This is a genomic window from Mesorhizobium sp. WSM2240 (assembly GCF_040438645.1).
Classification (GTDB): Bacteria; Pseudomonadota; Alphaproteobacteria; order Rhizobiales; family Rhizobiaceae; genus Allomesorhizobium.
Map to the genome: position 1 here is coordinate 3,146,729 of NZ_CP159253.1, position 8,742 is coordinate 3,155,470.

Genomic DNA, 8,742 nt, shown 5'->3' on the forward strand with positions numbered 1-8,742 from the left:
CAATATGACCGAACCATCACAATATGCCCGCTCCACCGCGGACACCCTCAACACCCACGCCTGCCGGCAGATCATCGACTTCCTGCTCTCCAGCGCGAAGAACGACGATCTGCTGACCCCCGACGAGGTCTGCGCGCTCGACGCAGCCGCAACCAGCCTGGAGACCATCCTGAAATGGCAAATCCCAACTACACCGACATCGTCCAAGAGCTGATCCAGCTCTACGAGGCCGGCTACAACGACGCCACCCTATCCAGCCGTCTGCGGGAACACATGACGCCCAAGGATGAGGCGCTGAAGCTCGCTATGGAGCGGCTCGAGATCAACAACTGCGAGGGCGAGGAAACTCGCTTCATCCACCAGATCAAGAGGACCATCACATGATGCCGTTCGGTATAGGTGCTGCACTAGCGGCAGCTCTCTCGATGGGTCACCGGCACTCCTACGCCACCGACCCCAGTGAGCCAGCCCGTTGGTCGCCACGTCTCGGCCCACGGGGAACACCCAAGCGGGCCAACCCTAAGAAGAAGGCCGCGCGCAAACGCCAGAAGAAGGCTCGCGCCATCAACAGGAGGAAGTGATGGATATGGACCGGGCGATCGCTGTGCTCGGCATCAACCGAACCCGCGACAACGACCTCCGGCCAATGGTCCGTGCCCTGGGCATGATGACCTGGCTGAACACTCCCGGCGACGAACTCCGGCGCGATGCCGCGAAATACGTTCTGCGCCGTTGGAGCGCCTACCAGACCGAATGCAACCGGAGACGAGACGCTCGCTCCCAACCCACACAGAGAACAAGGAAACTCACATGAAACGCATTCTTTTCGCATCAATGATGGCACTCACGATGACCGGCACCGCCCTGGCGGGTGGATCGGACAGGGCCGAGTACCTCACGAAGCAGACCTACAAGGCCCCGACCAAGGCCCCGACTGGCATGAAGCGCGGCGCGGTTGGTTATCCCGACACCGTGTACCGGCAGAGGCCGAGAAGCATCAACGACATCGGCCCCTACGCCGAGAAGCATCCGAGAGGGGGCCTCATAGCAAAGGAGCAAGTCCCCGGCATCCTGCTGATCATACTCATCGGTCTGCTGCTTTAAGCGGTGGTCAAATGAGGATCGCGATCCACCACCTCGCCGTTGACGACGACGGCGGCACCCAGTCCTTCACCTTCGCGACCGAGGACGAGCTCTATCGCCACCTCTACGAGGTGGTGATCGAGAACTCCTGGTTGGACAAGCCGAAGCCAGCGTTTGAGGAGTTTCGCGAGGACCCGTTCGATTACATCGACGAGTTCCGGCGAGACAACCTCGACAGCTACAACTGGGACGAAACCGTCCTCGACATCCCGCTCTGGAGGATCATCCGTGACAGCATTCAACTCAGCCCAGCCTTTCAAGGACTGGCTCGCCGTTGTCGAGCAGCACTACGGTTCGCTCCACAACTTTTCTGATGCGACGACCATCCGTATCCAACTGGGGTTCGTGAATGAGACAATCGCTGGTCACGAGGAGGTCCTACCACACGTCTCCGACGATCCCTCATGGCAGCAGGATCTGGATTACCTCCACCCTCTCAAGAAGGAATTGGAAGAATGGCTTTCAAGCCGATCCCTATCACTCCAGTAATGCGCGCCGCCTTCGCCCTGGGCCAGGATATCTGCCAAGCCGGCGACGGGTTTCATTTTCACATCCTGATGAAGAACGGGCAACGATACAATGGTTGCCCCGAGCCCTACACCGACGAGGGTGTCCTGATGCTGGACGCCATCGGAGGCATGGACACGCCGGTCATCGACATCAACGAGATCGCGGCGATCACGGTAGTGGAAGTATGAAGATCAAGCCCGAACACTACGACCACATGAAGGCCGAGATCACCAAGATCAGCACGCCTCACAAGCTGGACTGCCACCGGCAGTTCATCGTCAATGAAGGCAAGTCCAAGGATGTCGAGAAACGGCTCCGCTGGGACATGTCCTATTACGCCGGCCTCTCGGCCTGGATCTCCGACAACATCTACCCGTACGCCAACGATGATCACATCGACACGGCGCTCCGCAACATCATGAAGGAACTGACAGCATGAACGTCGATGCCATCAACAACCTCGCCGGCTTCCTCGAAAACATCCCGAGCCGGCACAACCGCGGCTTCAATATGGAGAGCTACGCCGGGACAGTCGGGGAGTATACGGAAGCGAACGTCGGCTTCCAGTGCAAGAGCACCGCCTGCATCGCCGGCTGGGCCTGCATGATCCTGGGTCAGAAGGGGCAGGTTCTCAAGAACGCTCGCCGGGAAAGCCAGATCGAGGGCGCCTACGAGGAGGTCGCAGGTAACCTCCTCGGTCTCGGATACAGAATGGCCGATGAGCTGTTCGAGCCGATGAACAACTCCTGCACGGCGCTCGAAGTCAACTGGAGCAAGGTCACACCCCGCCAGGCTGCGAAGGTCCTCCGGCACCTGGCCAAGGCGGGCGAAGTCGACTGGGAGGTGGCGTTCGCATGACCCCGACCCAAGCTATTCACATCCTCCGTGCCCGCTTGAATGGAGTTTGGGATGACCCCGAGCTCGAAAAGCTGGGTCCCCTTGGCACCTTGCGACAGGACGTGGAACGCATTCTGTCGATGGTCGATCAGGAGGACGAGCTGGTCAATATCCGATCAGCGGTGAGGCTTCACGATGACGACCTCAATCGGCGCGAAATCGCGCCAACTGGCGACGACTACAACGCCGTTGTGAGAGAGGTACTGGGATGAAGACCCTTCGCGTCAGCGAGGGCTTCACTCTCGCCAACATCTGCACCGTAGCGGCGACCCGCTTCAGCGAGAACGCGGCGGTCTTTCGCCAGCTGGTCGATCAGAAGCCGGACACCGGCTTCAGTCTGACCCCCACCGGCGAGGCCGCCCGTCAACTCGCCGAGCAATTCGAGCACCAGGCCGCGGAAGCCACCAAGCTGGCCGAGATCTTCTCGGACGCTGAACCATTTGAGGTGAAATATGAAAGCGCCTAGCGGAAGTCCTATCCTCGGCACAGTCGATATCGTCGCCGCCCGTTGCAACATCCTCTGGAACGACGAGGGTACCGACTTCGACTTTGAGGGAGGCACCGAAGTCTGGTGGGATGAGCAGCGCACCCAAAAACTCGGTGGCCAAGACGTGTTCATCGATGAGGACGGCGAGGAATGGCTCCGATGTGAGCTGATCCCCGACGACGCCGAGCCTACCGACGAGATCAAACCCTGGCATGCTGACCCGGAGCTGCGCCGGATCGAGATCGTGAACACGGTCAAGGCCCTGTTCGAGCGCATCACCGGGAAGCGCCTCAAGGAGGCCTTCGACCACCCCGACATCAACAGCGCGATCCACCTTCTCGGCATAGCAGCGGAGGCATACCAATGACCGGCTTTGACAAATACATCGCCGAGGCGACGGACCCCGCCCTCCGCAAGCGCATCGAGATCGAGAAGCAGATGGCCGAGGCCCTGGTCGACACCTGTCTCGAACGCGGCTTCGTGATCTCCGTCTACGACGGCGAGGAATGGGCCATCAAGCGCTCCGGCGACAAGGCCGCAATCATGGCCGAGCTCTTCGCCACGGACGACGACCAGGTCGTCATCCGCCGCAAGGAGGACGGAAGGCACCTCGGCTGGTTCCACCTGGTCTATGGCAACTGCGGTTACGACGTGGTGTCGGATCACTCCGACAACGAGGTCTGCAACGAGATCTGGGAGAAGGTCCTCCGGCCGCTCTCCGACAAGCTGGAGGCGGCATGAAACTCAAGATCGTCCCCAAGGTCAAGCCGAACAGCGATGGGGAGTGGATCGAGGTGCCAACCCGGTACAAGTCCGACCCGAACTGCCGGAGCTGGGTGAAGACCGAGGAACTCTACGCTGACGCCATCCCTGATGGCTACACCCTCGTCGGCGTCGAGTCCGAGCCTCCCGAATATCCCAAACTCGGGCAGTGCAATCATGCCAGCGCGTCTTGGCCGTGACAACCAGACGCGCGCCCAACGGAGATCACCATGACCGAGCAACAGGAACAGGACCGTAAGGAGGCGCTATCCAGCGCCTTCGACGCCCTCACCTCCTATCTGACCGACCACTGTCCAGACAACGTCAACTGGGAAGATTTCGACCCCCAGATCGACGCTGTCCGGTTCCACATCCAGGAGGAACTGAACGATGAGGCTTGACCTGATCTACATCGAAGGTGAGCACGACGAGGTCCCCGGCATCGTCCGCGAGCTCGCCCTCGACGAGAAAGACGCCAAGCGCCGAACCGAGCACTTGCTCAACACCGGCTCGCATGTCTACCGCCAGGAAATGTCCGTCGAGCTGAAGGACGCCTTCTCCTATCTCGAAGTCGAGGCCGCGCAGTGCGTCTGGGAGCACATCTGTGAGATCACCGTCTGCGCCGAGGAACCGGACCCTATCTGGCGGGAATACCGTGAGGCCCACGGCTCGGTCCAGCTCCGGCACGAGAGCATCGCGATCGGCCAATGGGCGCTCAAGGTCTATGACCTCCTGCCCGAATGGTATCGAGAGACTGGCGCCTACGACTGGGAGATCATCCCCGCGATCGTCAGCGTGTTCACACCGGGCGAGGATTTCCCCGAGCCCGAAGCAGCGACCCGTATCCTACTCAACGCCGAAGACGCCAAGCAGCACTACCTGCGGGACGCCAATTTCCACCTGAAAAACAAGTACAGCATCGACTTCCTCGAAGGCGGTGGCCTCTCCGAGGAGGAGTTCTTCACCCACTGGTTCGACCCAGATGTCGACCCGGAGGAACAGGCCAAGCGCTTCGCCGAGAAGTACGACTTGGAGGAAACCTAATGATCGTCGCCAAGATCACCATCAGCGCCGCCCACGACGTGGCGGACTTTCTCGAACGCATGATCCCGACCAACTGTCCATTGCAGGATGTCGAGGGGTGGGAGGAGGTCCGGGACGCACTCTATGCGATCGCAAACGACACCGACGCCATCGTGACCGAGGATGAAGTTCTCGACACGCTCGCTGCAATAATTTTGTGAGGACAAGAACTTGACCAGCCAATTCCATATCTTCGCCAAAGCCGTCGAGGCCCGTTTCCGCGCCATCTCTGGCGGCGAGCTCTATGTGGTCGACGCCGTTGACCTGTTCGACACCTACCTGGCGTCCTTCCCGGCCGGCAGCAATCCGCTGTTCCGGGAACGCACCGAGCACGACTGCTCGTGCTGCAAGAACTTCATCCGCAACATCGGCAACGTGGTCGCCATCAAGGACAACACCGTGATGACAGTCTGGGACGTCGCCGATCTCCCGCACCCCTATGACGTCGTCGCCAAGGCCCTCGCCGATACCGTCCGGCAGCTGCCGATCAAGTCCATCTTCCGCACCAAGGAAGGGAAGTTCGGCGCCGAGCACACCCACGAACTTCGCGATGGAGGCACCCATCGCTGGAGCCACTTCTTCTGCGACGTCCCCTCGAAGCAGCGCACCAACTCGCCGGAAGAGGCCCGCGGCCGGATCAACACCTCGATCGGCGTCTTCCGCCGTGGGCTCGTCGAGCTGACGGCGGAAGCCCTCGACACGGTGATCGAGCTGATCGACAGCAATGCAATCTACCGCGGTGCCGAGTTCAAGCCCGCCGTGACGGAGTTCCGCACCCTGCACCAGAACTACCAGACGGCGCCGGACAAGGAAGTCTTCATCTGGAACAACATCGGCAGCAGGGCCGCGCTGTTCCGCAACACCGTGATCGGCACCCTGGTCGTGGACCTGTCAACCGGCGAGGAGCTCGATCGAGCAGTCCGCTCCTTCGAGACCAAGGTCGCGCCGATGAACTACAAGCGGCCGACCGCCCTCATCACCCAGAAGATGATTGACGACGGCCTCGCCAAACTGCGCTCGCTCGGCCTGGAGTCGGCGGTGCAACGTCGCTTCGCCAAGCTCTCGGACGTGTCTGTCAACAACGTGCTCTTCGTCGACAACTCGGTGAAGGGCCAGATGAAGGACGGCCTGGAAGGCCTGCTCGCCGATGCTGTGAAGCCGGCAAAAGTCGATACAGCGCGTGTCACCGATATCTCGATGGACGACTTCCTGGAGCAGATCGTGCCCCAGGCCACGTCGATCGACCTCCTGCTGCAGAACAAGCACCTGTCCAACTTCATGAGCATCACAACCGGCGACGGCGGGCTGTTCAAGTGGGACAACGGCTTCGCCTGGTCCTACGACGGTGATGCGGCCGACTCGATCAAGCAGCGGGTGAAGCGGGCCGGTGGCAACGTCGATGCGAACCTTCGCGTCTCGCTCGCCTGGACGAACTACGACGACCTGGATCTCCACGTCATCGAGCCGAACGGCACCCACATCTACTATGGCAACCGTCTCGGCAAGCTCGACGTGGATATGAACGCCGGGGGCGGCAGCTCCCGCGAGCCGGTCGAGAACATCGTCTGGAACGACCGACTGCAGAATGGCCGCTACCATGTCTCGGTCAACAACTTCTGCAAGCGCGAGACGATTGACGTCGGCTTCACGCTGGAGGTCGAGTTCCGTGGTGCGATCCAGCAGTTCAGCTATGCGAGAGCTGTGGGAGGCCGGGAAACCATCGACTCCCTCGCTCTCATCATCGCCAACGGCGAGCTGGTGGGTATCGAGGTTGGCAAGGGTCTCATCGCCGGCTCGGCCTCGCAGGACAAGTGGGGCGTCAGCACCGAGACCCTCGTGCCGGTCAACACCCTCATGGCGAGCCCGAACCACTGGGACGGCCAGGGCGTCGGCAACAAGCACTGGTTCTTCATCCTGAAGGACTGCCTCAACCCCGCTCCGGCCCGCGGGATCTACAACGAGTTCCTCAAGTCGGAGCTCGATCCACACCGCAAGGTGTTCGAAGTGCTTGGTTCCAAGACCAAGGCTCCGGTCGCCGCCGAACAGTTGTCCGGCGTCGGCTTCTCCTCCACCCGCCAGGATGAGGCAACCGTCGTCGTCAAGGGCAACCGCCTCAACAAGGCCTTCAACATCCGCTTCTGAAAGGAACACACATGAACATTTTCGAACTCGCCTCGCGGAAGAAATTCCGCTTCCCGTCCGCCAAGGGCGACCTGACGGTCGAGCAGCTCTGGGACCTCCCGCTCCTGGGCAATTCCACCAATCTCGACACGGTGGCGCGAGGCATCAACACCGAGCTCAAGGGCGTGACGGAGGAGACCTTCGTCGCCGTCAAGCCCGACCCGCGCAAGCCGGACCTCGAAGCCAAGCTGGAGATCGTCAAGCACATCATCGCCGTCAAGGTGAAGACGTCCGAGGACGCGAAGTCGGCGGCCGAGCGGGCCGTGAAGCGCAGCAAGCTGATCGACGCCCTGGCTTCGAAGGAAGACCAGGCGCTGCAGAACATGTCCAAGGAGGACATCCTCAAGCAGCTGGCCGCGCTCGACGGCTGATCCACAACCTGGGGCCGGCCAAAACCGGCCCCACCACTGGAGAATTTTCGATGAAGATCAAGCTCGTTGATTGGCGGATCGAAGATCCAGCCGCAGCCGAGGAAGACAAGGTGGACCTTCGCCCCTGGGACGTCGAGGTCAAGACTGACGACACCAGCATCAAAGTCGAGGCCACTTGCCCTGACGGCACCAAGCGCGAGCTCTGGATCGAAGTCAGCGACGGTAGGCTCGTCGCCCATGGCTACGACCCGGAGCACGACGAGCCGGTCAACCTCCGCATCAGCAAGACCGGCATCACGATCGACAGCGACCGCCATCAGGTTCCCGCTTATCATATGATCGATCTAGTCCAGCGCCTGGCCCGCCTCACCACCCCCGAGGAGGAGTTCGAGGCGATGAAGGACGAGAACGGCGAGGTCTGGGACGACGGCATCCAGCATGAGGATGTCGACGAGATGGTCGCCGAAATGAGCAGTGACCGGCTCTGCGACGAGTACGCAGCCTTCGTCGAGTTCATCAAGGAAGCGAAGGAGCTGGTGAAGTGATCGTCTACAATGTCGAGCGGGGCTGGTTCCCGATGAAGAACGACGCCGAGGCCTACCGCAAGACCTTGGGCCTGAAGCCGGACGCCAACTTCAAGCTGGTCATCGAGACCCGCGAGGAGCTGGCGGCTTTCCTGAACGGTCTGATGGGTATCAAGGCACCCGAGCAAGCACCGGCCGGCGCAGTCGTCGAGCCTGTTGTTGCACCGCCCGAGGTGATAGAACGGAACTTCGTGGAAGTGCCCGACTACGTGCCGATGTTCCTGGCCAAGGCCTACGCCAAGGCCGAGGGGAAGGAGATCAAATGGGTGGCAAGCGAAGAACAACCTTCACCGACCCCCTCCACATCGAGCTGATCGCCGAAGGCTATGAACTCGACATCCGCGAGTTCATAGTCGACGTCGAGAAGACGGTGCGAATGCTGAAAAAGCAGCGCGTCGAGTTCACCCTCCCCTCCGGTATCGTTGGGCAGCGCAGGAAGCTGAAAGAGCTCTGCGAGCTGCATGGCCTGGAGCCGATCTACGAAACCGATTAGTTCGGCTTCGTCCGGGTCCAGCCCCGGATCTTGAACTTCGGCAGCTTGTCGTCCTCGGCGACACCCGCCTTCACCATCTTCTCGCGCAGCACCTGGTACTCGCGGATCAGATCGTTCTGGTGCTCGATCGCCTTCGCTTCCTTTGCCTGCATCACCGCCTCGTGGATTGCCTCGAGCTCATCCATGCTCTTGTCCGTGAAATCAACTGTGGCTTTCGCCATAACAACCTCC

At 61.0% G+C, this 8,742-nt stretch carries 22 protein-coding genes; 21 read left to right on the top strand and 1 reads right to left on the bottom strand.

The genetic code is table 11. The annotated features are described in order from the left end of the window. Positions 1-4: 4 nt before the first annotated feature. The 21 genes from ABVK50_RS15585 to ABVK50_RS15685 all read left to right on the top strand — a co-directional run bounded on the left by ABVK50_RS15585 (position 5) and on the right by ABVK50_RS15685 (position 8,511). On the top strand, positions 5-214 hold the full coding sequence (locus ABVK50_RS15585) for a hypothetical protein (protein ID WP_353645725.1): 210 nt from the start codon (positions 5-7) through the stop codon (positions 212-214). After that, positions 175-384, top strand: coding sequence for a hypothetical protein (locus ABVK50_RS15590; protein WP_353645724.1), 210 nt, complete (start codon positions 175-177; stop codon positions 382-384). Before ABVK50_RS15585 ends, ABVK50_RS15590 begins: the two co-directional genes overlap by 40 nt. Before the next feature lie 196 nt (positions 385-580). Then, entirely contained in the window at positions 581-814 is a 234-nt protein-coding gene (locus ABVK50_RS15595) for a hypothetical protein (protein ID WP_353645723.1), read from the top strand. Then, positions 811-1,104: a hypothetical protein gene (locus tag ABVK50_RS15600; RefSeq protein ID WP_353645722.1), complete on the top strand. Its 294-nt coding sequence runs from the start codon at positions 811-813 to the stop codon at positions 1,102-1,104. Before ABVK50_RS15595 ends, ABVK50_RS15600 begins: the two co-directional genes overlap by 4 nt. An 11-nt stretch (positions 1,105-1,115) precedes the next feature. Beyond that, positions 1,116-1,457, top strand: a complete 342-nt coding sequence (locus ABVK50_RS15605; protein WP_353645721.1) for a hypothetical protein — start codon at positions 1,116-1,118, stop codon at positions 1,455-1,457. Positions 1,458-1,598: 141 nt separating this feature from the next. Further along, on the top strand, positions 1,599-1,841 hold the full coding sequence (locus tag ABVK50_RS15610; protein ID WP_353645720.1) for a hypothetical protein: 243 nt from the start codon (positions 1,599-1,601) through the stop codon (positions 1,839-1,841). Then, complete coding sequence (locus ABVK50_RS15615) at positions 1,838-2,092, top strand: hypothetical protein (protein WP_353645719.1); 255 nt, start codon at positions 1,838-1,840, stop codon at positions 2,090-2,092. The genes ABVK50_RS15610 and ABVK50_RS15615 overlap by 4 nt, the downstream gene beginning before the upstream one ends. Beyond that, entirely contained in the window at positions 2,089-2,511 is a 423-nt protein-coding gene (locus ABVK50_RS15620) for a hypothetical protein (RefSeq protein WP_353645718.1), read from the top strand. Before ABVK50_RS15615 ends, ABVK50_RS15620 begins: the two co-directional genes overlap by 4 nt. Next, a complete protein-coding gene (locus ABVK50_RS15625; RefSeq protein ID WP_353645717.1) occupies positions 2,508-2,762 on the top strand; it encodes a hypothetical protein in 255 nt (84 codons plus the stop codon). The genes ABVK50_RS15620 and ABVK50_RS15625 overlap by 4 nt, the downstream gene beginning before the upstream one ends. Further along, a complete protein-coding gene (locus ABVK50_RS15630) occupies positions 2,759-3,016 on the top strand; it encodes a hypothetical protein (RefSeq protein WP_353645716.1) in 258 nt (85 codons plus the stop codon). The genes ABVK50_RS15625 and ABVK50_RS15630 overlap by 4 nt, the downstream gene beginning before the upstream one ends. Next, on the top strand, positions 3,003-3,404 hold the full coding sequence (locus ABVK50_RS15635) for a hypothetical protein (RefSeq protein ID WP_353645715.1): 402 nt from the start codon (positions 3,003-3,005) through the stop codon (positions 3,402-3,404). The genes ABVK50_RS15630 and ABVK50_RS15635 overlap by 14 nt, the downstream gene beginning before the upstream one ends. Then, complete coding sequence (locus ABVK50_RS15640) at positions 3,401-3,778, top strand: hypothetical protein (RefSeq protein WP_353645714.1); 378 nt, start codon at positions 3,401-3,403, stop codon at positions 3,776-3,778. Before ABVK50_RS15635 ends, ABVK50_RS15640 begins: the two co-directional genes overlap by 4 nt. Next, positions 3,775-3,999: a hypothetical protein gene (locus tag ABVK50_RS15645; protein WP_353645713.1), complete on the top strand. Its 225-nt coding sequence runs from the start codon at positions 3,775-3,777 to the stop codon at positions 3,997-3,999. The genes ABVK50_RS15640 and ABVK50_RS15645 overlap by 4 nt, the downstream gene beginning before the upstream one ends. A 30-nt stretch (positions 4,000-4,029) precedes the next feature. Continuing rightward, positions 4,030-4,200, top strand: a complete 171-nt coding sequence (locus ABVK50_RS15650) for a hypothetical protein (protein WP_353645712.1) — start codon at positions 4,030-4,032, stop codon at positions 4,198-4,200. Beyond that, on the top strand, positions 4,190-4,843 hold the full coding sequence (locus ABVK50_RS15655) for a hypothetical protein (RefSeq protein ID WP_353645711.1): 654 nt from the start codon (positions 4,190-4,192) through the stop codon (positions 4,841-4,843). Before ABVK50_RS15650 ends, ABVK50_RS15655 begins: the two co-directional genes overlap by 11 nt. Next, positions 4,843-5,043 (top strand): hypothetical protein, encoded by a 201-nt coding sequence (locus ABVK50_RS15660; RefSeq protein ID WP_353645710.1) that lies wholly within the window; start codon positions 4,843-4,845, stop codon positions 5,041-5,043. Before ABVK50_RS15655 ends, ABVK50_RS15660 begins: the two co-directional genes overlap by 1 nt. Before the next feature lie 10 nt (positions 5,044-5,053). Next, positions 5,054-7,024: a hypothetical protein gene (locus ABVK50_RS15665; RefSeq protein ID WP_353645709.1), complete on the top strand. Its 1,971-nt coding sequence runs from the start codon at positions 5,054-5,056 to the stop codon at positions 7,022-7,024. 11 nt (positions 7,025-7,035) lie between these two features. Further along, on the top strand, positions 7,036-7,434 hold the full coding sequence (locus ABVK50_RS15670) for a hypothetical protein (protein ID WP_353645708.1): 399 nt from the start codon (positions 7,036-7,038) through the stop codon (positions 7,432-7,434). Between the two features lie 50 nt (positions 7,435-7,484). After that, on the top strand, positions 7,485-7,979 hold the full coding sequence (locus ABVK50_RS15675; protein WP_353645707.1) for a hypothetical protein: 495 nt from the start codon (positions 7,485-7,487) through the stop codon (positions 7,977-7,979). Then, positions 7,976-8,332 (top strand): hypothetical protein, encoded by a 357-nt coding sequence (locus tag ABVK50_RS15680; RefSeq protein WP_353645706.1) that lies wholly within the window; start codon positions 7,976-7,978, stop codon positions 8,330-8,332. Before ABVK50_RS15675 ends, ABVK50_RS15680 begins: the two co-directional genes overlap by 4 nt. Then, positions 8,281-8,511, top strand: a complete 231-nt coding sequence (locus ABVK50_RS15685) for a hypothetical protein (RefSeq protein WP_353645705.1) — start codon at positions 8,281-8,283, stop codon at positions 8,509-8,511. Before ABVK50_RS15680 ends, ABVK50_RS15685 begins: the two co-directional genes overlap by 52 nt. On the opposite strand, the gene ABVK50_RS15690 is transcribed toward ABVK50_RS15685, so the two are convergent. Continuing rightward, positions 8,508-8,732 (bottom strand): hypothetical protein, encoded by a 225-nt coding sequence (locus ABVK50_RS15690; protein ID WP_353645704.1) that lies wholly within the window; start codon positions 8,730-8,732, stop codon positions 8,508-8,510. The genes ABVK50_RS15685 and ABVK50_RS15690 overlap by 4 nt on opposite strands. Positions 8,733-8,742: the final 10 nt, after the last annotated feature.

What these genes read in the sequence shown, in the direction of transcription:
- ABVK50_RS15585 (WP_353645725.1), top strand. Translation starts at nt 5, where the DNA reads ATGACCGAACCATCACAATATGCCCGCTCCACCGCGGACACCCTCAAC.
- ABVK50_RS15590 (WP_353645724.1), top strand. Translation starts at nt 175, where the DNA reads ATGGCAAATCCCAACTACACCGACATCGTCCAAGAGCTGATCCAGCTC.
- ABVK50_RS15595 (WP_353645723.1), top strand. Translation starts at nt 581, where the DNA reads ATGGATATGGACCGGGCGATCGCTGTGCTCGGCATCAACCGAACCCGC.
- ABVK50_RS15600 (WP_353645722.1), top strand. Translation starts at nt 811, where the DNA reads ATGAAACGCATTCTTTTCGCATCAATGATGGCACTCACGATGACCGGC.
- ABVK50_RS15605 (WP_353645721.1), top strand. Translation starts at nt 1,116, where the DNA reads ATGAGGATCGCGATCCACCACCTCGCCGTTGACGACGACGGCGGCACC.
- ABVK50_RS15610 (WP_353645720.1), top strand. Translation starts at nt 1,599, where the DNA reads ATGGCTTTCAAGCCGATCCCTATCACTCCAGTAATGCGCGCCGCCTTC.
- ABVK50_RS15615 (WP_353645719.1), top strand. Translation starts at nt 1,838, where the DNA reads ATGAAGATCAAGCCCGAACACTACGACCACATGAAGGCCGAGATCACC.
- ABVK50_RS15620 (WP_353645718.1), top strand. Translation starts at nt 2,089, where the DNA reads ATGAACGTCGATGCCATCAACAACCTCGCCGGCTTCCTCGAAAACATC.
- ABVK50_RS15625 (WP_353645717.1), top strand. Translation starts at nt 2,508, where the DNA reads ATGACCCCGACCCAAGCTATTCACATCCTCCGTGCCCGCTTGAATGGA.
- ABVK50_RS15630 (WP_353645716.1), top strand. Translation starts at nt 2,759, where the DNA reads ATGAAGACCCTTCGCGTCAGCGAGGGCTTCACTCTCGCCAACATCTGC.
- ABVK50_RS15635 (WP_353645715.1), top strand. Translation starts at nt 3,003, where the DNA reads ATGAAAGCGCCTAGCGGAAGTCCTATCCTCGGCACAGTCGATATCGTC.
- ABVK50_RS15640 (WP_353645714.1), top strand. Translation starts at nt 3,401, where the DNA reads ATGACCGGCTTTGACAAATACATCGCCGAGGCGACGGACCCCGCCCTC.
- ABVK50_RS15645 (WP_353645713.1), top strand. Translation starts at nt 3,775, where the DNA reads ATGAAACTCAAGATCGTCCCCAAGGTCAAGCCGAACAGCGATGGGGAG.
- ABVK50_RS15650 (WP_353645712.1), top strand. Translation starts at nt 4,030, where the DNA reads ATGACCGAGCAACAGGAACAGGACCGTAAGGAGGCGCTATCCAGCGCC.
- ABVK50_RS15655 (WP_353645711.1), top strand. Translation starts at nt 4,190, where the DNA reads ATGAGGCTTGACCTGATCTACATCGAAGGTGAGCACGACGAGGTCCCC.
- ABVK50_RS15660 (WP_353645710.1), top strand. Translation starts at nt 4,843, where the DNA reads ATGATCGTCGCCAAGATCACCATCAGCGCCGCCCACGACGTGGCGGAC.
- ABVK50_RS15670 (WP_353645708.1), top strand. Translation starts at nt 7,036, where the DNA reads ATGAACATTTTCGAACTCGCCTCGCGGAAGAAATTCCGCTTCCCGTCC.
- ABVK50_RS15675 (WP_353645707.1), top strand. Translation starts at nt 7,485, where the DNA reads ATGAAGATCAAGCTCGTTGATTGGCGGATCGAAGATCCAGCCGCAGCC.
- ABVK50_RS15685 (WP_353645705.1), top strand. Translation starts at nt 8,281, where the DNA reads ATGGGTGGCAAGCGAAGAACAACCTTCACCGACCCCCTCCACATCGAG.
- ABVK50_RS15690 (WP_353645704.1), bottom strand. Translation starts at nt 8,732, where the DNA reads ATGGCGAAAGCCACAGTTGATTTCACGGACAAGAGCATGGATGAGCTC.